Consider the following 22620-nt stretch of genomic DNA (forward strand, 5'->3'; position numbering starts at 1 on the left):
AATACATGCGGATGGATATCATCTCTATCGGGCCATCAACCCTTGACGAAGCCTGTCTTCATCGCCGGTTCAATGCCTGATAAAGCGTTGTAAACTCTCACCTTCTTGTTTCATGAGGCGGTTCCAGTCGGCAAGCTGCAAGCGTACCTCCAGGACAAAATCCCCCTCCTCGCTGAAACCTTCCTGCTCGATGCCTTTCAGCCGATAGAGCGCACTGCGCAATCTCGCGGCCGAGGGCGGCAACTGCAGGGTGTGATGGACCATGGATCCGGCCAGCAGTTCGGTCAGGGCCTGGAACAGGTATTCACTGCCTTCACCCGTCTGGGCCGACAGCCAGACCCGCTGCGGGCGCCCTTCGTCATCCCGCTCCAGACCGGCCGGACGATCCGCCAGCTTGTCGATCTTGTTGCAGATCATCAGCTGGGGACGGTCGTCCGCTTCGATCTCGGCCAGGACTGTCTGCACCGAATCGACATTCTCCTGCATCTGCTCATCGGCACAGTCCACGACGTGCAGCAGCAGGTCCGCTTCGCGGGTCTCCTGCAGCGTCGCCTTGAAGGCCGCGACCAGATCATGGGGCAAGTGCCGAATAAATCCAACTGTATCCGCCAGGATCACATCACCCACATCCTGGATCACCAATTTACGCAGGGTGGGATCCAGGGTTGCGAACAGTTGGTCGGCAGCATACACGCTGGCATCTGTAAGTTGGTTGAACAAAGTGGACTTTCCGGCGTTGGTGTAGCCCACCAGCGACACGGTCGGCACCTCGTTGCGGTTGCGGGCGCGACGACCCTGCTCCCGCTGCTTCGCCACCTTGTCGAGCCGGCGCAAAATCGCCTTGATGCGCTCTCGCAGCAGGCGTCGGTCGGTTTCAAGCTGGGTTTCACCCGGGCCGCGCAGACCTATCCCGCCCTTCTGACGTTCGAGGTGGGTCCAGCCTCGCACCAGGCGAGTAGAAAGATGGCGTAACTGGGCCAGTTCGACCTGCAACTTGCCTTCATGGGTACGGGCGCGCTGGGCGAAGATATCGAGGATGAGGCCTGTCCTGTCCACCACACGGCACTGGAACAGGCGCTCCAGGTTGCGTTCCTGGGCAGGCGTCAGGGCATGGTTGAAGATGACCACGTCCGCACCCAGCATCTGGACCTGGGACGCGATCTCTTCCGCCTTGCCGCTGCCGACAAAATATTTGGCACTGGGCGCGCTGCGACTGGTGGTGATCACCCCCAGCGCATTGACCCCGGCCGAGCTCACCAGCATCTTGAGCTCGTCCAGATCCTCCCGCTCACCCTCATCGCTGAAGTTGACATGTACCAGAACGGCCTGTTCACCAGCTTCGTAACGGTCAAACAAGCGCTTGCTCCTTGACAGGTATCATGATGATTCTGAGTTGGCGAGTGGGCTCGCCGCGGGATATCACGCCTCGGCTTCACCCTGCTCTTCACCGGCGGCGCCCGGGGCGTGCTGGTGATGGTTGACGGCACGGGCCGGCACCACGGTGGAAATGGCGTGCTTGTAGACCATCTGGCTCACGGTGTTCTTCAGCAAAATGACAAACTGGTCAAACGATTCGATCTGACCCTGCAGTTTGATGCCGTTCACCAAATAGATAGAAACAGGAATCCGCTCACGGCGCAGCGCATTCAAAAACGGGTCTTGGAGAGATTGCCCCTTAGCCATCTTTCTTTTCCTTATAGTTTGTTGTTTTTAAACACCGGATATCAATATAACAACCTGATTATACAGGGAGTGTCAAGCCGCACCAGCTCGGGCGACCACCCTGGCTACATTGCCAGACTCACCAGATTCCAACCAGGTCAGGTCGGGCCAGCCACGCAACCAGGTCATCTGGCGCTTGGCCAGCTGACGGGTGGCCACGATGCCACGATAACGCATCTCATCATATCCCACTTCCCCTGCCAGGTAGTCCCACATTTGGCGGTAGCCAACGCAACGGATAGCTGGCAGATCCGGGTGAAGATCACCCCGTTCATAGAGCGCCCTGACCTCCTGTTCGAACTCCCCTTGCAGCATCTTGTCAAAACGCAGCTCGATGCGCTGATGCAGCACGGCGCGATCGCTCGGCGCGATGGCAAACTGGTGCACCCGGTAGGGCAAGCCTTCCCCCTGCACTTGCGTCAACTCGGTCAGCGTCTTGCCGCTGATGCGATAGACCTCGAGCGCCCGGCTGAGCCGCTGCGGGTCGTTGGGGTGGATGCGGGCGCCGGCCACAGGATCGATGCGCACCAGCTCGTCGTGCAGCGCCTGCCAGCCGAGGCGGGCGGCCTCTGCCTCAATCTCGGCGCGAATGGCCGGATCGGCGGAGGGTAATGGAGATAGCCCCTCCAGCAGCGCCTTGAAGTAGAGCATGGTGCCCCCCACCAGCAGCGGGATGCGGCCGCGGTCGGCGATCTCTTTCATCTCCCGCAGGGCATCGCGGCAGAAATCCGCCGCCGAATAACTCATGGCCGGATCCAGGATGTCGATCAGGCGATGCGGGGCCTGGGCCAGCTCGGCGGCAGTCGGCTTGGCGGTGCCAATGTCCATGCCGCGATAGATGAGCGCGGAGTCCACGCTGATGATGTCGCAGGGCAGGGCCTGACACAGAGCGATGGCGAGATCCGTCTTGCCGGAGGCCGTAGGCCCCATCAGAAAAATTGCAGTCGGCAAGTCAGCCACTTTCATGTTCCTCTGGCACGGTCGCCTCGTCGGGAGGCGTACCATGCAATTGACTATCAATGGATTGAAGCGGTCAGCCCCGGCGACTCAATCGCCTTGTGCAAACCCCTCCAGCACGGCCGCCAACGACAGAGGGCGCACCATGCGAATGTCTGCCAGTTGGTCACCGTAATCGGTCACAAGTTCCGTCAGCAGCCGGCTGGCCGTTGAAAAATCATATATTTTCTCGGTGCTTATCCCCTGCTCCACCAGCCACTGGCATAGTACTTCAGCCTGCTGACCGGCATCACTGTCAGATCCGCTCTCGACCAATTGCAGCAATTCGGGTAAGAGACGAACCAGATCGGTCTGGCGCAGCAAGGCGGGCACCCTGGTCAGGATCATGGTGTCGCGCCCCCCGCTTTTCAACTCCAGCCCCATGCGTTTGAGCAAACGTTCCTGCTCCTGCGCCAGCGCAATCAGGTTCTTTGGCAGCTTGAAGGAGACCGGCAGCAGCAGGGGCTGCGCCGCCAGCCCCTGCCCCCAGGTCTCCAGCAGCCAGTGGCGCAGCAGCACCCGCTCGGCCCGCACCAGGGAGAGCAGCGCCAGTTGTCCCTCCCGCTCGATCAGCAGATAGGCCTGCTCCACCAGGGTCAGGGCGCGAGTCCCCTGGGGCGACGGACAGGCCGGGGTGACGGGAGCAGCCTGAGATACCTCCCCCACCACCGGCAATGTGGTGAGCAGGGAGCCCATGCCGCGCATCGCCTCCCGGCTGGGGGGCTCGGGGGGCTGATAGTTGCCCGCGCGGCCTGCACCTTCGCGCACGGCGCCGCCATCCCGCGTCTGGGCCGGGGCTCTATAGCTGTGCTCGGCGCCATACCACTCGGGGCGTGGCGCCTGGCCGGGATACTCTATCTGCGGGCTGGTCGGCAGCTCGACCAGGGTCTCGGCCAGCGGCTCGTCCAGCTCGCTGGCTCCCACCCCTTCCCGGCGCAGGGCGGTAAAGAGCGCCTGGAAGATGAAGTCATGGATGAGTCGCGCCTGATGGAAACGCACCTCGTGCTTGGCGGGATGGACATTCACATCCACCTGACGGGGATCCAGCTCGATGTAGAGCACATAGGCGGCGAAGCTGCCGGCGGGCAGCAGCTCGTCATAGGCCTGGCGGATGGCGTGGTTGATGAGCTTGTCGCGCATCATGCGGCCATTCACATAGGTGTATTGCAGATCGTTCTGCGGCCTGGCTCCCGCGGGCAGTGCCAGCCAGCCCCACAGGCGCACGTCGCTGTGCTCGCTCTCCACCGCCAGCGCGTGATGCATGAAGGGGGTGCCGCAGACGGCAGCGAGGCGGCGCTCCTGCTCAGGCACCGTATTGGCGGCCTTGTATTGGCGCACCACCTTGCCGTTGTGGCGCAGGATCAGGGTGATGTCGAAGCGGGAGAGCGCGATGCGGCGCACCAGCTCGTCGATGTGGGCAAACTCGGTCTTCTCGCTGCGCATGAACTTGCGCCGCGCCGGGGTGTTGAAGAAGAGGTCCACCACCTCCACCGTGGTGCCCACCGGATGGGCGGCCGGCTTGACGGTGACGCTCATCTCGCGCCCTTCGGCCTGCGCCTGCCAGGCTTCGGACTGCTCAGCGGTGCGGGAGGTGAAGGTGAGACGGGAGACGGAGCTGATGGAGGCGAGCGCCTCGCCGCGAAAGCCGAGGCTGTTGATCCCTTCCAGGTCATCCAGGGTCGCCACCTTGGAGGTGGCGTGCCGTGACAGCGCCAGCACCAGCTCGTCCTTTGCGACGCCGCTGCCGTTGTCACGGATGCGGATCAGCTTGGCCCCCCCCTTGTCGATGTCGATCTCGACCCGGTCGGCTCCCGCATCCAGGCTGTTTTCCACCAGCTCCTTCACCACAGAAGAGGGCCGCTCCACCACCTCGCCGGCAGCAATCTGGTTGGCCAGGATAGGAGGCAATATACGGATCGGCATGGCTGACTCCTGCTTTTTAACCTTGGGGGATCTAGGTTGGTGCTGAGCGAAGCGAAGCCCAACATGGAAAAGATGAACACAACAACCTCACCCCAGCCCTCCTCTTCGTAAGGGGAGGGTGCACAGACTCCTCCCCCTTTTGAAGGGGGAGGCTGGGAGGGGGTTAACCCAATGACAACCGTGTTTTCGATGGGCTATCCATCCGAACAACCACTAAAACAACCCATTTATTTCGGGATATAGAGCACCTGCCCTATCTGGATATCCCGTGACTTGAGCTTGTTGATCTCCACCAGCCGCGCCTGGCTCACGCCGTGCTTCTCGGCGAGGCGGGAGAGGCTCTGGCCGCGGGTGACCACGTGGCGGATCATCCTGGACTTGTCGTCGCTCTGCACGCTTGCGACCGGCACGCTCGGCTCCTTGGCCGCCACCTTGTAGGGTTTTATCACCCCGGCACCGGAGGCGCTGCCGACACTGCTGACCGGAGCGCCGCCATCACTGCTGCGGCTCGGCACTGTCGCCGGCATGCGGTTGGTCACCTGCTGCCGGGGCGCGGGGGCAACCGCCGCCTTTTTCGCTACAGGCTGACTGACGCTGGCAACTCGCTGCCCCTTGCCCGTCATCATGGGGCCCTTGGTCGGGTGGCTGCGATAGTAGCTGCGGATCCCCTCGAAGATGGCGCGGGCAAGTTGATCCTGGTAGCTGGCGGTGGCCAGCAGCTTCTCTTCCGCATGGTTGGAGATGAAGCCGGTTTCCACCAATACCGAGGGGATGTCCGGCGCCTTCAGCACCGCCAGACTGGCGTGTTCCGGCGCCTTCTTGTGCAGCCTGGCCACCCGTCCCATGGAGCGCAGTATCTGGCGGCTCACCTCATAGCCCTCGGCCCTGGACTTGTCCATGGAGAGATCGAGGAAGGTCTGCGCCAGATAGGGGTTGGGGTCGGATTCGGCCAATACCTTGCCTACCCCGCCCAGCAGTTCCCCCTGCTTCTCCTGCTTCTCCAGCCAGCTGCCCATCTCGCGGTTGGCGCGATTGGTCGACAGCACCCAGACCGAGGCGCCGCGCGGCGTGGAGTTGTGGAAGCTGTCCGCATGCACGGACACCAGCAGATCCGCCTTGGCCTTGCGGGCGATTTCCGAGCGCTTGTTGAGGTCGACGAAGTAGTCACCACGACGGGTCATCACGGCGCGCATGCCCGGCTCACGGTCGATCAGCGCCGCCAGCTTCTGGGACACGGACAGGGTCACCCGCTTCTCGTATGTGCGGCGCGGGCCTATGGAGCCGGGATCTTCCCCCCCATGGCCCGGATCGATGGCGATGACGATGGCCTTGCCCTGGCCGCCGACGGGCGCGGGCTGCGCCGTGGCGCCGCCTTTCTCTTCATAGGGCAGATCGATCACCAGACGATGGCCGTAGGGGCCGGCCGGTGCCAGCGGGAACACCACCGGCTTGATGGAGGAGCTGAGATCCAGCACCAGACGCATGCTGCCCTTTTCAAGGGGTGTGCTCTCGCGGATCTTGCGCACCAGCTCGCTCTTGTTCTCGATGCGAGCCAGGTTGGCGGCGTTGCTCGCCCCCTTGAGATCGATCACCAGGCGGCTCGGGCCGCTCAGGGTGAAGTAGTTGAAATTGGGGGCGCTGCTCATGTCGAGCACCACCCGGGTGTTATCCGGCGATGGCCAGACCCGCACACTCTTGAGCTGGTTCGCCCAGGAGGGTAAGGCCATCAGGGAGAGGGCAATAACAAGGATCAAGCGCACTGAGATGACAACCGTTCCAGAATGGCTTCGCCAATAGCAGTGCGGGCCGCAATCAGGGCCTCGCGCTGCTCGTTCACATACGTCAGGGTAATCTCAAGATCGGGGGACGGCAGCCAGCCTTCCCCTTTCTCCGGCCACTCCACCAGACAGAGGGTGTCGGCGCCGAAATAGTCCCGAATGCCCATGAATTCCAGCTCTTCCGGATCCGCCAGTCGATAGAGATCGAAGTGATAGACCTGCCAGTCGGCCAGTTCATAGGGCTCCACCAGGGTATAGGTCGGACTCTTGACCTTACCTTGATGGCCAAGCCCTTGCACCCAGCCGCGGGTCAGGGTGGTCTTGCCGGCCCCGAGGGCGCCGTGCAGAAATACGGTAGTGGCCTGCTGGCACGCCTGCGCCAGACGGCCACCCAGTGCCACAGTTGCTGCCTCGTCCGGCAGTGTCATCATCAAGGTTTTTGCCATGTTCTTCTTGTTACTTGTTACGGTGTCGGATTGACCAGACGGCGGATCCAGGGCAGCAGATCCGATGCCAACATGCCCCGCTCACCCTCGGCGGCGGCCAGGTCGGCGGCCTCCGCGTGGATCACGGCCCCCAGTCGCGCGGCCATGCCGGCAGACCAGCCCTGGGCCAGGAGGGCGGCGATTATACCAGATAACAGATCCCCCATGCCGCCACTGGCCATGCCGGGATTGCCTTCGTCGCAGAGGCTGATGCACTGGCCATCGCAGATGAGCGAGCCCGCCCCCTTGAGCAGCACCACGCCGCCGTATCGCTGCTGCAGCCGCGATACGGCGGCGAAACGATCCGCCTCGACCTCGGCGACGGCGCACCCCAGCAGGCGGGCCGCCTCCCCGGGGTGGGGCGTGAGCACCCAATTATCCTGATGACGGGGTGCCTGCGCCAGCCAATTCAATCCATCGGCGTCCAATACCAGGGGCCCGCTGACGCTGAGGTGGTGTTCGAACTGGGCCCTTCCCCACTCATCCTGACCGAGCCCGGGCCCCAACACGCGCACCGTGGCCCACCCCTCGTCCGTCCCGGCCGGGCATCCCATCAGCTCTGGCTGCACCAGGCTGGCAGGGGGAGAGTCCGGGTGCTGGCACAGTCGCACCAGACCCGCCCCCGCCCGCAGGCAGGCCTGTCCTGCCAGCAGTATGGCCCCCTGCATCCCCAGGTTGCCCCCCACCAGCAGCACCTTGCCGTGCTTGCCCTTGTGAGCCGAGCGGGGACGGGGGGTGAGCAGACTCTTTAGGCGGGGATAATCCAGGCGTTCGGCGGCGGGCATCAGGCCGGCCTCGGGCACCACCCCGAGGGGATCCCAGTCGAGCTGGCCTACGCCGTCCACCCCGTCGGCGGTGAGCATGCCCTGCTTGATGCCGATGAAGCTGAGGGTGCGGGTGGCGTGCACCAGGGCCCCCATGGCGCGGCCGGTGTCGGCATTGAGCCCGGAGGGGAGGTCCACCGCCAGAACGGGGGCATTCAAGCCATTGATTGTTGCGACGATCTTTGTCATTGGCGAGGAGAGGGGGAGCTGGACACCGGTGCCGAGCAGTGCATCTATCACCAGATCCGGCGCAGGGAGCGACGCCCCCTCGAGCGCATCGGCCATCATCACCTCTCCCCCCGCCGCCAGCCACTCGTCGGCGGCCCGCCTGGCGTCCCCTCTGAGCAGACCTGGCGCCCGGGCGGCTATCACCAGGGGCTCGAGACCGAGTCGACGGGCGAGGCGGGCCAGCACATAGCCATCCCCCCCGTTGTTGCCCGGGCCGACGAAGATCCACCAGTGGTGACTCTGGGGCCAGTGATGGCGGGCATAGCTGCACAGGGCGGCACCGGCCCGCTCCATCAGGGCGTAGAGGGCTTGCCCCTCACGCTCGGCCCAGCGCTGCTCCAGCTTGCGGATCTGTTCGGCCCGCCACAGGGGCTGTGCTAGACTGACGCCTTGTTTTTTGCCGATAGCGTCCTCGATACCCTCTACCATGACGGCTCCCCACCTTCATCATCCACTGGCCCGGCTCCAGGCCTCGCATATGGCGTGCCATGACGGCGCACGGCCCTCGTCACTCTCAGTGCCACGGGCGCCATGCCGCTGCCAGCAGGCAGGTGAGGCACAATGACGGTCGCCGAACTCGCGCAACTGGCCCACGATATCAAGCTCTGGGCACGGGAGCTAGGATTTGACCAGGTCGGCATCACCGACACGGATCTCGCCCTCGAGGAGCCCAGGTTGCAGGCCTGGCTGGATGCGGGTCATCACGGCACCATGGATTACATGGCGCGCCACGGCATGATGCGAGCCCGGCCCCACGAGCTGCTGCCGGGCACCCTGCGGGTGCTGTCGGTGCGGATGAACTACCTACCGTTCGAAGCGGGCTTTGCCGCCACTCTGCGCGATCCGACCCTGGGCTACATCAGCCGCTATGCCCTCGGGCGCGACTACCACAAGGTGCTGCGCAACAGGCTCAAGCAACTGGGGGAGCGCATCGAGCAGCGCTGCCAGACACTGTTGCCATCCACGCAGGCAACCCCGGGCGAGTGGCGCCCCTTCGTCGATTCGGCGCCCATACTGGAGCGCCCCCTGGCGGCCAAGGCGGGGCTGGGCTGGGTGGGCAAGCACTCGCTGCTGCTCAACGAGTCGGCCGGATCTTTCTTCTTTCTCGGGGAGTTGCTGGTCAGCCTGCCGCTGCCCGTCGATGCCCCGGTGGAAAAAGAGCAGTGCGGCAAGTGCGTCGCCTGCATCAACATCTGCCCGACCGGTGCCATCATCGCGCCCTATGTGGTGGACGGGCGGCGCTGCATCTCCTATCTCACCATAGAGAACGACGGCCCCATCCCGGAAGAGTTCAGGCCGCTGATGGGCAACCGCATCTATGGCTGTGACGACTGCCAGCTCATCTGCCCCTGGAACCGCTATGCGGATGCGAGCCCCGAGCCCGACTTCAGTCCCCGCCCCAACCTCCACCGCCCCCCCCTGCTCGACCTGTGGCAGTGGTCGGAGGCGGCATTCTTGAAGCACACCGAAGGCAGCCCCATTCGCCGCATCGGCTATCAGCGCTGGCGCCGCAACCTGGCGGTGGCGCTCGGCAACGGCCCGGCCAGCAGCGATGCCATGGCGGCCCTGCAGCAGGCACTTCCCGGCGCCGAGCCCATGGTGGCCGAACACATCGAGTGGGCGCTGGCGACCCTGGCCGTGCGCCAGGAAAAAGAGAACAAGAAGACCCGTTTGCTGATCCGCTGCATCGAAAAAGGCCTGCCGGATCACGCATAAGTGATCTGGCCCTTGCCGGATGACTGCACTTTTTTCATGCTCTGCCGACCATTGGCCATAGGCACAATAAAAGGAAGATTCGGATGCAGATGTTGGGAGTAGATATTGGCGGCTCCGGGATCAAGGGCTGCCTGGTGGACACCGAGACTGGCGAACTGATTGGCGAGCGCCACCGCATTGCCACGCCGCAACCGGCCACCCCGGCCGCCGTGGCGCACACCCTCAAGGCGCTGGTCGAGCATTTCCAGTGGAAGGGGCCCATAGGGTGCGGCTTCCCCGCCATCATTCACAACGGCATCGCCAAGAGTGCCGCCAACATCGACAAGAGCTGGGTCGAGACCGATGCCGCCCACCTGTTCGCCGACGTGACCGGCCTGCCCTGCCACGTGCTCAACGACGCCGATGCGGCCGGGCTGGCCGAGATGCGCTTTGGCACGGGCCGGGATCGCAAGGGGGTCATCATCCTCATCACCGTCGGCACCGGCATAGGCACGGCTGTGTTCGTCAACGGCCAGTTGCTGCCCAACACCGAGCTGGGCCACCTGATGCTGGAGGGCATGGTCGCCGAGCACTACTGCTCGGATGCGGTGCGCAAGCGCGAGGATCTCTCCTGGAGCCGCTGGGGCAAGCGCTTCAACAAGTACCTGGCCCGCCTCGAGTTCCTCTTCTCCCCCGATCTCTTCATCCTGGGGGGTGGCAGCGCCGCCAAGCTCGACAAGTTCATCGACCGGATAGAGACCCGCGCCCCCCTGGTGGCGGCGGCCAACCTCAACCAGGCCGGCATCATAGGGGCCGCCCTCTTCGCCGAAGCTCGGCAAGAGGGCTGACATTTCCCCCGACAACGCCGCAAGGGGCCCGAAGCGGGCCTCTGCCATGGCTAGCTAGAGGTCGTCTAGCCGATGGGCCCCGTGCACCAGCCGGGTCAGCCGGGCCTCTGCCATGGCGCGCTAGAGATCGTCGAGCCGATGGGCCCCGTGCACCAGCCGGGTCAGCCGGGATTGCGCCATGGACGCCAGGGAGCTCAGCAGCGCGGCCGTGTCTGGCGTGGGGCATTCACGAGCCAGACGCCCCAGCTCGCCAACGAGTTTTTCCTCCTGCCGCGACACCAGCTGCACTATCTCGTCGGGCTGGGTACCGGCGGGCAGTTCCAGACGCTGGCAATCGGCCAGCAGATCCTCCCCGAACCCCTGCTCCAGCCAGGTCTCCTTGACTCCGCTCCCCATCTGCTCCCGATAGTCATGCAGGTGGGCCGCGGCTGCGTCCTCCCGCCCTTGCAGATAGGCCAGCAACATCCGGCTGCGCTCCCCATCCACCTGGGGGATCAGGCGCCCGTAACTGCGCCCCTGCTGCTGATGCAATTGCTCGAGGTAAAGCATCAGGTCCTTGATCTGTTGAAATCGCATCTCTGCTTCCTCCTGCCGTCCACCTCTTGCCAGTATAAAAAAATGGCGCGCCCTGCCCGAGTAAAAAAACAGGTTGTTTTTTGTTCTGCATCAAAGGGATGGGAAAGAAAAAGGAGAAAACGAAAAGAACGGAACAAGGGGGCGACATCCCTGTCATGCCGGCAACGGGCTGCCAGCGCCTCGGAAGAGGCCGGGATAAAACGGGGAAATCATCGAGTTAAGGAGGATTATCCAGGTTATATTCGGGCGGGTGTTTACAAATCAGAATCTAATATTGAACCCGTCGGTTTGCCCCTCTTCCCTTAGTCAGCGAGCGGGAATCCTTATCCATTTTTTAGACGTCTAGACGTAGAAACATGCGTTGACACAGCCATCCGGACATCTTAGCATCATCCTCCATGATGACAGAGCAACCCAGTGAAACCTCTGCCCAATTCACCTGCCTGTAGCGCCCTGTGCTTTAAGGCTGTTAGCACGGAAGAATCCATGATTAAGTTGATCGGTCTCAACAAAGTCTACGGTAAAGGCAGTGACGCCGTGCACGCCCTGCGTGACGTGAGCCTGCATGTGCCACAAGGCAAGATTTTCGGGGTGATCGGCGCCTCCGGTGCCGGCAAGAGCACCCTTATTCGTTGCGTCAACCTGCTGGAGCGCCCCACCCAGGGCCAGGTCATCGTCGATGGTCAGGATCTGGTGGCCCTGAGCGAGCGGGATCTGACCCAGGCTCGCCGCCAGATCGGCATGATCTTCCAGCACTTCAACCTGCTGGCCTCCCGCACCGTGTTTGCCAACATCGCCTTCCCGCTGGAGCTGGCGGGCTGGAGCAAGGCGCAGATCCAGACCCGGGTCGACGAGCTGCTGGCCCTGGTCGGGCTGGAAGCCCGTGCCCACGCCTATCCGTCCGAGCTCTCCGGCGGCCAGAAGCAGCGCGTCGCCATCGCCCGCGCCCTGGCACCGGCCCCCAAGGTATTGCTGTGTGACGAGGCCACCTCGGCCCTCGACCCCCAGACCACCCGATCCATCCTGAGCCTGCTCAAGGAGATCAACGTCAAGCTGGGGCTCACCATCTTGCTCATCACCCACGAGATGGATGTGGTGAAGGGGATCTGTGACGAAGTGGCCATCATCAGCGACGGTCGCCTGATCGAGCAGGGGGAAGTGGCCTGGTTCTTCAGCAACGCCAAGACCCAGCTGGCCCGTGACTTCATCCACTCCACCATCCACCTGGAGGTGCCCCAGGAGTACCAGGACAGGATGAGCAGCGAGCGGGTGGCCAACAGCTATCCCCTGGTGAAGCTCGGCTTCACCGGCGCCACCGTCGATTCGCCGCTCATCTCCGAGGTGAGCCGCCGTTTCAACATCGACATCAGCATACTGAGCGCAGACATCGAATACGCCGGTGGCGTCAAGTTCGGCTTCCTGCTGGCGGAGCTGTTCGGGGATGAGGCCCAGTGCGAGGCCACCCAGCAGTTCTTCATCGACAACCACATTCAGCTGGAGGTAATGGGCTATGTCCGAAGCAATGACTAATCTGCTGCGCCCAATCCTCGGCGACTCAGCCATCTTATCCAGCTGGAGGTAATGACTCATGTCCGAAGCCATGATTAATCTGCTCATCACAGCCCTCGGCGACACCCTGATCATGGTGTTTGCCTCCGCCCTGTTCGGCTGCCTGCTCGGCCTGCCGCTGGGCGTGGCACTGCACGTGACCAAGGCCGGCCAGATCCTGGCCAACCCACTGCTGAACAAGATCCTCGGCATCGTGGTCAACGTCGGCCGCTCCGTGCCCTTCATCATACTGCTGGTGGCCATCATTCCGCTGACCCGGCTGATCGTCGGCACCAGCATAGGCACCATAGCCGCCATAGTGCCGCTGACCGTCGGTTGCATCCCCTTCATCGCCCGTCTGGTGGAAGGTGCCCTGATGGAAGTGCCGGACGGCCTGCTCGAAGCCGCCAAGGCCATGGGTGCCAAACCCTTGCAAATCATTGCCAAGGTGCTGCTGCCTGAGGCCCTGCCCGGGATCCTCAACAGCATCATCATCACCCTGGTCACGCTGGTGAACTACTCCGCCATGGCCGGTGCCATCGGTGGTGGTGGTCTCGGTGATGTGGGTATTCGCTACGGCTACCAGCGCTTTGACCCTACCGTCATGCTGGTCACCGTGGTCATTCTGGTGGTACTGGTTCAACTCATCCAGAGCGCGGGTGAGCGCCTGGTCAAACAATGTGATCATCGTTAATCGTCGATTTCTGACAGGAGGTTTTTATGAAATTGGGCATTAAATCCGCTGCAGCTGCGCTGCTGGCAACTCTGGTACTGGTCGGCTGCGGTCAGAAGGAAGAGAGCAAGACCCTGAAAGTCGGCGCCATCGCCGGCCCCGAGACCGAACTGGTCGAGACCGCGGCCAAGGTGGCCAAGGAGAAATACGGCCTGACCGTCGAGATCGTCACCTTCTCTGACTACGTCACCCCCAACGTGGCCCTGAACGACGGCAGCGTCGACGTCAACGCCTTCCAGCACAAGCCCTACCTGGATGCCCAGATCCGTGATCGCGGCTTCAAGCTGGTGCCGGTTGGCAACACCTTCGTCTACCCGATCGCCGGTTACTCCAAGAAGATCAAGGCCCTGTCCGAGCTGAAAGACGGTGCCCAGATCGCGGTGCCGAACGATCCGACCAATCTGGGTCGCTCCCTGATCCTGCTGGAGAAGCAGGGCCTGCTGAAGCTGAAGGAAGGCGCCGGTCTGGAAGCGACCGTGCTGGACATCGCCAGCAACCCGCGCAACTTCAAGATCGTCGAGCTGGAAGCCGCTCAGCTGCCCCGCTCCCTGGAAGATGTTGATCTCTCCATCATCAACAACACCTTCGCCGGTCAGATTGGCCTGACCCCGACCGAAAACGGCCTCTTCGTCGAAGACAAGGAGTCCCCCTACGTCAACCTGATCGTTGCTCGCGAGAACAACAAGGACGACGAGAAGGTCAAGGAGTTCGTCCAGGCCTTCCAGACCGACGAGGTCTACAAGAAGGGGACCGAGCTGTTCAAGGGCGGCCTGGTGAAAGGTTGGTAATCACTCACTCTGTAAAAAAGGCCACGCCAAGCGTGGCCTTTTTTTTTGCCCCCGTTATCATAGCCAGAAGCACGGCAACACGAAAAAACAGAACAACAATGAAAAAATGGTATCTGGCCTACTGCAAGCCCAAGGAAGAGGCCCGCGCCCGCGCCCATCTGGCGGCGCAAGGCGTCGAATCCTATTACCCCATGGTGGAAGTGGAGAAGCTGCGGCGTGGCAAACGGGTCCCGCTGCGTGAACCCATGTTCCCCAACTACCTGTTCATCTACGTGGATCTGGATGTGGTCACCCCGGTCACCCTGAAGTCCACCCGCGGCATCAGCCGCATCATCCACTTCGGCAAGGAGTGGAGCCCCGTCAGCAGCCAGCTGATCTACCGGCTGATGAGCCGGGACGACAGCGACGAGGCGCGCGCCAGCTACGCCTGCCTGCCGACGCAAGGGGACAAGGTATTGATCGAATCAGGCCCCCTGGCCGGGTTCGAGGCCATCTACCTGGAGCCGGATGGGGAGAAGCGGGCCATCCTGCTGGTCAGTCTGCTGAATCAGGAGACCAGCAGCAGCTTCGACAACCAGGCCTTCCGGCGTTTGGACTGAGTCGGCAGCGAGCAGCGCCCCATACCCCTGCTGGTCAGCCTGCTGAATCAGGAGACCAGCAGCAGCGTCGACAATCAGGCTTTCCGGCGGCTGGACTGACCTGGATTCCTGCGTCCGGACCGAACCGGCGGCGAGAAGCGCCCTATGCCTGCTGGCCTGCCTGCTCAATCAGGCAACCGGCAGCGGCGTCGACCACCAGGCCTCGCGACATCTGGACTAAAAGCAAGCGGGGCAGGCCCATAGGCCTGCCCCGCTTGGCTGTCACCTCAGCCTGACTCAGGCACCCAGTTCGAAGCGGCTGATGGCCGCGGTCAGCTGGCCCGTCTCCCGGGTCAGCCTGGCGGCGATCAGCTCCCCCTGCTGGCTGTGTTCGCTGGACTGGTGGCTGAGCCCGGCGATCTCCTCCACAGTGCCCGCCACCTCCTGGGCCACCCTGGACTGCTGCTCGGTCGCGGTGGCGATGGCGGCGAGCTGGCCGCAGAGATCCTGCACCAGCGCCGACATGGCCGCCAGGGTCTCGGTGGCCGAGGCCAGGGCGCCCCTGCCCTGCTCCACCAGCAGGGTGCCGCTGCCCACGGTATCGGCGGTCTGCCGGGTCTGCTGCTGGATGCTGGCAATGGTCTGGTTGATCTCCGCCGTCGACTGGCTGGTGCGGCTGGCCAGCTGGCGCACCTCGTCCGCCACCACGGCGAATCCCCGCCCCTGCTCCCCGGCGCGCGCCGCCTCTATGGCGGCATTGAGCGCCAGCAGATTGGTCTGCTCGGCTATGGTGGCGATCACCTCGGTGACGCGGCCCACCTGCTCGCTCTGGCTGCGAAGCAGCGTCATCGCCTGATTGGCCTGGGTGATCATGGCGGCAATCTGCGCCATGGTGCTCCCCATACGGGCGAGGGCCTGCTCCCCCTGCCTGGCCTGCTGCTCGGTCTGACGCGCGGCCCCAGCCGCATCGGCGATGTTGCCCGCCACGTCCCGGGTGCTGGCGGACATCTGTTCTATGGCGGCCGCGACCGTATCCAGCCGCTGATTCTGACTCGCCAGATCGTCCACTATGGCATTGGTGGTCTGACCCACCTCGCGGCCGGCCCCTTCCACCTGCGCCACCGCCCCCTGGATCTCCCCCACCAGCTGGCGCAGCTGGCTCGACATCCGGTTGATGGAGCCGGTCAGCCCGCCCAGCTCGTCCTGGCGCAGCACCGGCAGGGGCGCACTCGGCAGGCGGCCATCGGCGACCTGCCCGGCACGGTTCACCAGGCTGGCGATGTCGCGGGTCAGGCGGCGGCTGAACAGCAGGGCCACCAGGGTGCCGAGCAGGATGACGCTGGTGGTCGCCAGCAGCAGGGTGCGGTGAATAGCCTGACTGGCCCCGGCCAGCTTGCCCGCTATCTTGTCCACTTCTCCCCGGGTCTGGGTCACCTGATTCGCCAGCTGATCGGCGAGCCGGGTCAACGCAGGTTCTATGTCGGTGGCCATCAGGTGGTTGGCCTGATCCCAGTCCGGCGCCTGCCGCCTGGCGATCACCTGCCCCACCAGCTCGGCAAAGGGGGCAGACATCTCCTCAAAGAGCGCCCACAACCCCTTCTGCGCCTCGGTGAAGTTGGCCTGCTGCTGTTTCAGCTCGGCCACCCGCTGCAGATGGAACTGGTAGTAGTCCTGATACTTGTCACGATACTCCTTGTCCCCCGAGATGAGGAAGTCCCGCAGGGCGGAGAGGGCATTGGCCAGCCCGTTGTAGGCATCCCCCACCTGCTTGAGCAGCAGACGGCGATCGCCGGGCAGCGCCTCCTGGGGGGTCGCCACCTCTTCGTTGGCAATGGATTGCAACTGATCGAGAGCCGCCTCCGCCAGGGGGCCGGCTTCCAGCAGCATCAGGGTGTGGGCCGGCAGGTTCTCTTCGGTATGGGCCAGCGCCCACACCTTCTCCTGCGCCCCCTTGAAGCTCTTGAGGGACCGGGTCAGGGCGGGCGTGAATCCCTGCTGCTCTATGGCATGCCAGGCCTGCTCCCACTCCTGCTTGATGCGCGCACCTTGAACGGGATCCTTGCCGAGGATGAGGTAGGCTCGCAGGGAGGAGACGGTGGCGATCAGGGCCTTCTGGCTCGCCTCGTCCCGTTGCAGGGCGGGCAGGGCCTGGGCCAGCAAGGCCTCCTGGGAGGCTTCAATCCGGCCGAGCTGATGGTAGACAAGGGCGGAGGAGAGAATGATGAGCAGGTTGATAAAACAGAAGCTCAACAACAGCTTGCTTGAAATTTTCATGACCATCCTTGTGTCGCAGCGGGCATCCTGCCCTTGATTAGCGCCCGATCAATGCGGGCAATCGTTCGCGCCAGGTGTCATGCCAGACGAGCAACTCCTCGCGTGGCATGGGGCGGGCGGAGAAGAAGCCCTGGCACTGATCGCACCCCAGCCTGGCCAGCAGCCGCCAGGTGGCCTCATCCTCGACCCCCTCTGCCACCGATTTTAACCCCAACTTGCGCGCCAGTTCGATACTGGATTCGATGATGGCGAGGCGGGAGGGATCTTCATAGCAGCGATCGACGAAGGATCTGTCCAGCTTCAGCTCGGTGAACGGCAGCAGGGCGAGCTGCTGCATGGAGGAGTAGCCGGTCCCGAAGTCGTCGATGGAGAGGCCGAAGCCGTGCATCCGCAAGCGGGTCAGCACCTCCAGCGACTTGCCGAGATCCTTGACGAAGGCGCTCTCGGTCACCTCCAGGGTGATGAGCTCGGGGTTGATGCTCCAGCGCTGGCAGTGATTGAGCAGGGTATTGCACAGATCCCCCTCGATCAGCGAAGTAGTGGATAGGTTCATCGACAGGTTGAGGGAGAGCCCCGTCTTCTCCCACAGGTGGCCGTCGCGCAGGGACTTGCCGATGATCACCTCGGTCAGCGGATCCATGAGCCCGTTATGCTCCGCCAGCGGGATGAAGCGGGCCGGCGAGATGAGCCCATACTCGGGGTGCTGCCAGCGGGCGAGCGCCTCCATGCCGACCCACTGACCGCTTTCAAAGCTCACCTTGGGTTGATACCAGGGCAGCAACTGGTCCTGCTCCAGGGCCCGGCACAGCTCATCCAGACTCAGGCTGTGGCCGTCCTCCTCCTGGCTGCGCGCCTGCTGGGGCTGCCAGGCGCCGATCAACTGGGCGATCTGCTGATGACTGGCGGGCTTGTCGATGCGCCCCAGCACCTGCAGGCCGTAGGCGCGGCTCATGCGCAGCACGGCGTCGACCACATCGTCCTCCAGTGCGCTGCACAGCACTATGCCGCCGCGAAAGCCGCCGAGGGAGAGGCGGCGCAGCAGGGCCATGCCATCCATGCCCGGCATCCGCAGATCGCAGAACAGGATGTCGACCCGATGGTGCTGACACTGGGTCAGCGCCTCCTCTCCGTCCTGGGCTTCCAGCAAATTGCCGTAGCCAAGCCCGCGGATCTGGTGCATCAGGGCCTTGCGCTGGAAGTTGTGATCCTCCACCACCATGATCACCAACTCATGCCGTGCACTATTCATCGAGCCATAACCCCATTTCACCTCTGATAGCATCCATCAATGCCTGTACCGTCTGCCCCAGCTCGCCGAGCCTGTCCAGTTGCTTCAACCTGGCCGCCGCCTCCAGCCGGGCCGCCTCGGTTGCCAATGCCTGCTGCCCCACCATGCGGGCAGCCCCCTTGATGCGATGCGCCGTCTCCACCAGCGCCTGGGTATCCTGCCGAGCCAGCGCCAGCATCATGTCTTCGCCATCCTGTCGATTGGCCTCCAGATACTCTCTGGCCATGCTGCGCGCCACCTCCTCGTCCCCGAACAGGGTCAACCAGCTTATTCCCGGAACCTGAACCTCTGCTTGCCGGGGAGCCATTGCCTCTTGTGGCGGGCTGACCGCCGGTAGCCAGCGAGCCAGGGTCTGGCGAAGGGTTTCCAGGCTGTAGGGTTTGAACAGCATGTCGTTCATGCCGGCCTCCCGCATCTGCTGGCTGGCCTCCTCCGAGGTGTCGGCGGTGACCCCTATGATGGGCGCCTTGTCACCGGCCGCCCGCAGGGTGCGCGCCAGGGTATAACCATCCATCACCGGCATGTGGCAGTCGGTGAGCAGCAGGGAAAACGCCTGCCCCTGCCAGGCACGTAGCGCCTTCTCCCCATCATCCACCACCTCGGACTCGAGTCCCAGGATGGCGAGCTGGCGGGTCAGCAGCGCGCGGTTGACGGGATGATCGTCCGCCACCAGCACCCTGCCCCTGAGCCGCTCTCCCTGCGTCTGCATCGGCTGGCTCGGCCGCTCGCTCGACAGCTGGCGGCAGGTCTCCAGCAGCAGGTCCGGGTAGATGGGGGACTGGCCGATCCGCCACCAGGCGTCACTGCCCATGCGGCCACGCAATGCCTCATGGGGTGAGAGTACTATGCCCTTGAGGGAAGATTGCTGCAAATGCTGCAACCAGCCACTGCCAAGGGCCTGCTCCAGGCGGCTCTCCTGCGCCAGCAGGTAGCCCTCGAGGGGATGACGCCACTGATCGGCAGTCAAGGGGTGGAGTGTGGCGCCGAGCTGTTCCATTACAGATTGCAGCACCTCGTCCTCACCGAACCACCACCACCTCTGACCCGCCAGCGGCGGAGCATCCCACTGGCACTCGGCCAGGGGCATCGCGAAGGTCATCGTGGTGCCCACCCCCGCCTCGCTCTCCAGCACCAGACTCCCTCCCATCTTCAGGGTCAGCTGATGGCAGATGGCGAGCCCGAGCCCGGTGCCGCCGAAACGCCGGTTGATGTCTGACTCCACCTGCTTGAACGGGGTGAACAGATTGACCTGCTTCTCCCGGGCTATGCCGATCCCCGTATCCCGCACCTTCAATGTCAGCTGATGATCCTGATAGCCCACCTGGATGGCAATCTCCCCCGCCTCGGTGAACTTCACCGCGTTGCTCAGCAGATTGGAGATCACCTGACCCACGCGCACCGCGTCCATGCTGGCCTGATCCGGCACCTCAGGCCCCCACCCCAGCGTCACGTTGAGTCCCTTGCCATAGGCCAGGGCAGCATGACCCCGGATGACGTCGCAGATGACAGAGGTCAACCGGCAAGGATGGGGGTTGAGCTGCAACTGCCCCGCCTCCATCTTGGAGAAGTCCAGGATGTCGTTCACCAGGTAGAGCAGGTGATTGGTGGAGGTCGAGATGTTGCGCAGCATGTAGCGCTGATCGTCATCGAGGGAGCTCATTTGCAGCAGCTCCAGCATGCCGTGCATGCCGGAGATGGGGGTGCGCAACTCGTGGCTCATGGTGGCGAGGAACCGGCTGCGCACCTGGGTCGCATCCTCCGCCACCCGCCTGGTCTCACGCAGCTCTAGCTCCTGGCGCTTGAGCTTGGTGATGTCCTGCACCACGCCATTCAGGATGACGCCCTCGACCCCCTCCTGTCGCACGAAGTGGCCCCGGATCTGCAGGTAGCCCGCCTGTCCGTGGCGCTTGATCTCCACCTCGAGATCCAGCGGCTGCATGGTCAGGGCATGGCGCTCCACCGTGGTCACGAAGTCCTGCAGGGCTTGCCCCGTCAGCCCCAGAAGGGTGCCATCGGCCTCCTCGGATCCCAGCATCTCCTTGAGCCCCTGAGAGGTATAGAGGAAGCTGCCGTTGCCCGGCCCCAGCCAGTGATACTGATAGACCAGCCCCGGCATGCTGTCGGTGATCTGGGTCAGTCGGGTCTGCGCCTCCTGCGCCGCGGAACGCGCCTGCCTGAGCTCGGTGACGTCCGTCAGTACGGTCAGGATCCCGAGCCGCTTGCCGTCGGGGCCGACGAACAGCCGCTTGGTATAGATCATCTGATGCTCGACACCGTCGGCGAGCCGGATCTCGCCGCGGCCGTGGAACTCCTCGCCGCTCTCCCAGACCCTGGCATCCTCCTCGATCACCCTGGCCCGAATAGCCTCTGGCAGCCGGTTCTTGAGCAATCGCTCATAGGAGCCGTTCAGGTTCTCCCCACTGAGAAACATCTGCCGATAGGCCTGGTTGGTCATCGCGATTTCATAGCGCTCATTGGTCAGCACCACCTGGTTGGGCAGGGCATCCAGCATCATCTGGACAAACACCAACTGCTCTTCGAGCCGGCGCTCCGCCTCCCACCGCTGACTGATCTGGCGACGCAGGGTCCGGTTCCAGCCCACAAACAGCAGCAGGAAGAGCAGAAAGATCCCCACGCCCAGGGAGGACCAGAGCAGCACCTTGTGCGGATCCAGCCCCGTCTGTATGGTCAGGGAGAGCCACTTGTTCTCCAGGGCGATCAGCTCCGCCGGCGGTATGGAGAGCAGCACCTTGGTCAGGATCTGCTGCAACATGGGATCCTGCAGGTGGGCCGCCATGGCGATGGGAACCCGCAACTCGCTGCCGGAGAAGACCACCTGATAACGGTCGCTGAATCCCTTCTTCAACGACTGCTCCAGGGTGGTCATGCTCATCAGCACATAGTCCACCTTCTGCCGATCCAGGAGCGGCAGCAACTCGGGATCGCTTGCGACCGTCACGGCCTCGGCCCCCACCTCGCTGAGCAGGGATTTTTCCACCGATCCCCCCACCATGCCGACTCTGTGCCCCTTCAGCTCCCTGGGACCGGTCAGCTCCGCCATGCCTTGTCTTGCCACTATGACCCGGTTGAGAGAGGCATAGTTGGGCGTGAAGCGGGCAAACTGCTGCCGCTCCGCGGTCGGGGTCATGGCCGGGATGACGTCCAGCTTGCGTGCCTGAAACAGCTCGAGGGTCTGGGCCCAGCTCCTGGTCTGCACCAGGGTGAATTGCAGGCCGGCACGCTGCTTCATCATCGCCAGCAGATCGGCAACCAATCCCTTGAGCCGGCCCTTGTCATCTATCTCGCTCATCCCGGGCCAGTCCGGGGCGACCCCATACTTGAGCACAGGGTGTTGCTGCAGCCACGCCTGCTCCTGCTGGCTGAAGACGACCTCCTTGCTGCCCTTCACCAGCTCATAGTCAACTATGCCCCCCGCCTCCAGGATGCGGCGACGCTCGCCGGGAGAGATGTCATCCAGCGCCCGCTCGAGCAGCCCCTGCAGGGGCTCGTTGCCCGGCGCCACCGCCATGGCGAGGGAGGTATCCCTCATCCAGTCCACCGTGGTCACCGTCATGCCCGCCATGGCCTGCAGGCGGCTCAACATGGGCAGCTCGGCCAGATAGGCGTCCGCCTGCCCCTCCTTGAGCATGAAGATCGCCTCGTCCCGACTGTCCACCGTCACCAGCCTCGAGATGCCTAGGCGCAGCAGCTCATCGCAGGCACTGACACCGAAGACGCAGACCCAGCGCACCCCGTAGGCCTCCTCCAGGGAGAGGCTCTCCCGCCCTCCGGTCAGCAGGACGGCGCGGGGCAGCGCCATCAGCTCGGAGGTAAACAGCATCCGCAGCTTGCGGGTCGGGCTGGGGGCCACGCCGATCACCATGTCAATCTTGCCGTCCAGCAACGCCTGCTGGACCGCCGTATTGTTGGCATAGGTGCGATAACGCAACTCGAGGCCCAGGCTGCTGGCAATCTGCGAGGCAAAGGCATCCAGGGGGCCGGTGAAGTTACCCCGGCCATCGGTATAGACATAGGGAGGCCAGGCCGTCGCCGGCATGCCGACCACCAGCTCCCCATGGGTGGCAAGCCAGTGCTGCCCGGATGGCGCCAAGGTGCTCCTTTCCAGCAGCGTCTCGACCGCCGTCGCCCCCTGGCTACAGCAAGCCAGCCAGCACAACAGGATGAGGCGATAGCAGCGGCAAAACATAGTTGACTCCCGTATGGATAGGAGGGGGATCATAATGTGTCTCGCTAAATGTGCGATAACTAAATTGAGAGAATGCTCATCAGGAAAGAGAAATGGCAGGCCCAGGCCTGCCATTTAATCGCAAGAAGA

Annotated in this window: 17 protein-coding genes; 6 read left to right on the forward strand and 11 right to left on the reverse strand. The window is 63.7% G+C overall.

Annotated features, from left to right (window positions below; genetic code table 11):
- Positions 1-69 precede the first annotated feature (69 nt).
- The 7 genes from hflX to ACB030_RS04850 form a co-directional block, all read right to left on the reverse strand.
- Positions 70-1356: a ribosome rescue GTPase HflX gene (gene hflX, locus ACB030_RS04820; protein WP_106885926.1), complete on the reverse strand. Its 1287-nt coding sequence runs from the start codon at positions 1354-1356 to the stop codon at positions 70-72.
- A gap of 63 nt (positions 1357-1419) precedes the next feature.
- Positions 1420-1683 carry an RNA chaperone Hfq gene (hfq, locus tag ACB030_RS04825; RefSeq protein ID WP_011704864.1) on the reverse strand — a complete coding sequence of 88 codons (264 nt, stop codon included), beginning with the start codon at positions 1681-1683 and terminating at the stop codon, positions 1420-1422.
- A 72-nt stretch (positions 1684-1755) separates the two neighbouring features.
- Entirely contained in the window at positions 1756-2688 is a 933-nt protein-coding gene (miaA, locus tag ACB030_RS04830) for a tRNA (adenosine(37)-N6)-dimethylallyltransferase MiaA (RefSeq protein WP_202047099.1), read from the reverse strand.
- A gap of 81 nt (positions 2689-2769) precedes the next feature.
- Positions 2770-4641 (reverse strand): DNA mismatch repair endonuclease MutL, encoded by a 1872-nt coding sequence (gene mutL, locus ACB030_RS04835; protein ID WP_371158468.1) that lies wholly within the window; start codon positions 4639-4641, stop codon positions 2770-2772.
- 227 nt (positions 4642-4868) lie between these two features.
- On the reverse strand, positions 4869-6401 hold the full coding sequence (locus ACB030_RS04840) for an N-acetylmuramoyl-L-alanine amidase (protein ID WP_371158470.1): 1533 nt from the start codon (positions 6399-6401) through the stop codon (positions 4869-4871).
- Entirely contained in the window at positions 6392-6865 is a 474-nt protein-coding gene (gene tsaE / locus ACB030_RS04845) for a tRNA (adenosine(37)-N6)-threonylcarbamoyltransferase complex ATPase subunit type 1 TsaE (protein ID WP_041206351.1), read from the reverse strand. The genes ACB030_RS04840 and tsaE overlap by 10 nt, the downstream gene beginning before the upstream one ends.
- 17 nt (positions 6866-6882) lie before the next feature.
- Positions 6883-8385, reverse strand: a complete 1503-nt coding sequence (locus ACB030_RS04850; RefSeq protein WP_371158472.1) for an NAD(P)H-hydrate dehydratase — start codon at positions 8383-8385, stop codon at positions 6883-6885.
- A 132-nt stretch (positions 8386-8517) separates the two neighbouring features.
- Between ACB030_RS04850 and queG the strand changes: the two genes are divergently transcribed.
- The gene (gene queG / locus ACB030_RS04855) at positions 8518-9672 is read left to right on the forward strand and encodes a tRNA epoxyqueuosine(34) reductase QueG (RefSeq protein ID WP_371158474.1); all 1155 of its coding nucleotides are present in this window, start codon (positions 8518-8520) and stop codon (positions 9670-9672) included.
- A gap of 83 nt (positions 9673-9755) precedes the next feature.
- Positions 9756-10499, forward strand: coding sequence for a polyphosphate--glucose phosphotransferase (ppgK, locus tag ACB030_RS04860; protein ID WP_371158476.1), 744 nt, complete (start codon positions 9756-9758; stop codon positions 10497-10499).
- 120 nt (positions 10500-10619) lie between these two features.
- On the opposite strand, the gene ACB030_RS04865 is transcribed toward ppgK, so the two are convergent.
- On the reverse strand, positions 10620-11075 hold the full coding sequence (locus ACB030_RS04865) for a hypothetical protein (protein ID WP_371158478.1): 456 nt from the start codon (positions 11073-11075) through the stop codon (positions 10620-10622).
- A gap of 486 nt (positions 11076-11561) precedes the next feature.
- Between ACB030_RS04865 and metN the strand changes: the two genes are divergently transcribed.
- The 4 genes from metN to rfaH all read left to right on the forward strand — a co-directional run bounded on the left by metN (position 11562) and on the right by rfaH (position 14743).
- Positions 11562-12605: a methionine ABC transporter ATP-binding protein MetN gene (gene metN / locus ACB030_RS04870; RefSeq protein ID WP_043130481.1), complete on the forward strand. Its 1044-nt coding sequence runs from the start codon at positions 11562-11564 to the stop codon at positions 12603-12605.
- A gap of 58 nt (positions 12606-12663) precedes the next feature.
- Positions 12664-13317 carry a methionine ABC transporter permease gene (locus ACB030_RS04875; protein WP_005327310.1) on the forward strand — a complete coding sequence of 218 codons (654 nt, stop codon included), beginning with the start codon at positions 12664-12666 and terminating at the stop codon, positions 13315-13317.
- A 26-nt stretch (positions 13318-13343) separates the two neighbouring features.
- A complete protein-coding gene (gene metQ / locus ACB030_RS04880; RefSeq protein WP_005327312.1) occupies positions 13344-14144 on the forward strand; it encodes a methionine ABC transporter substrate-binding lipoprotein MetQ in 801 nt (266 codons plus the stop codon).
- A 98-nt stretch (positions 14145-14242) separates the two neighbouring features.
- Complete coding sequence (gene rfaH, locus ACB030_RS04885; protein ID WP_025328138.1) at positions 14243-14743, forward strand: transcription/translation regulatory transformer protein RfaH; 501 nt, start codon at positions 14243-14245, stop codon at positions 14741-14743.
- A gap of 276 nt (positions 14744-15019) precedes the next feature.
- On the opposite strand, the gene ACB030_RS04890 is transcribed toward rfaH, so the two are convergent.
- Genes ACB030_RS04890 through ACB030_RS04900 form a run of 3 tightly spaced genes read right to left on the reverse strand, consistent with a single transcriptional unit; the run spans position 15020 to position 22491 of the window.
- Positions 15020-16996, reverse strand: a complete 1977-nt coding sequence (locus ACB030_RS04890; RefSeq protein ID WP_371158481.1) for a methyl-accepting chemotaxis protein — start codon at positions 16994-16996, stop codon at positions 15020-15022.
- A 37-nt stretch (positions 16997-17033) separates the two neighbouring features.
- A complete protein-coding gene (locus ACB030_RS04895; protein WP_371158483.1) occupies positions 17034-18245 on the reverse strand; it encodes an EAL domain-containing protein in 1212 nt (403 codons plus the stop codon).
- A complete protein-coding gene (locus ACB030_RS04900) occupies positions 18238-22491 on the reverse strand; it encodes a transporter substrate-binding domain-containing protein (RefSeq protein WP_371158485.1) in 4254 nt (1417 codons plus the stop codon). Before ACB030_RS04900 ends, ACB030_RS04895 begins: the two co-directional genes overlap by 8 nt.
- Positions 22492-22620 lie beyond the last annotated feature (129 nt).

The organism is Aeromonas sp. S16(2024) (assembly GCF_041403065.1).
Taxonomy (GTDB): domain Bacteria; phylum Pseudomonadota; class Gammaproteobacteria; order Enterobacterales; family Aeromonadaceae; genus Aeromonas.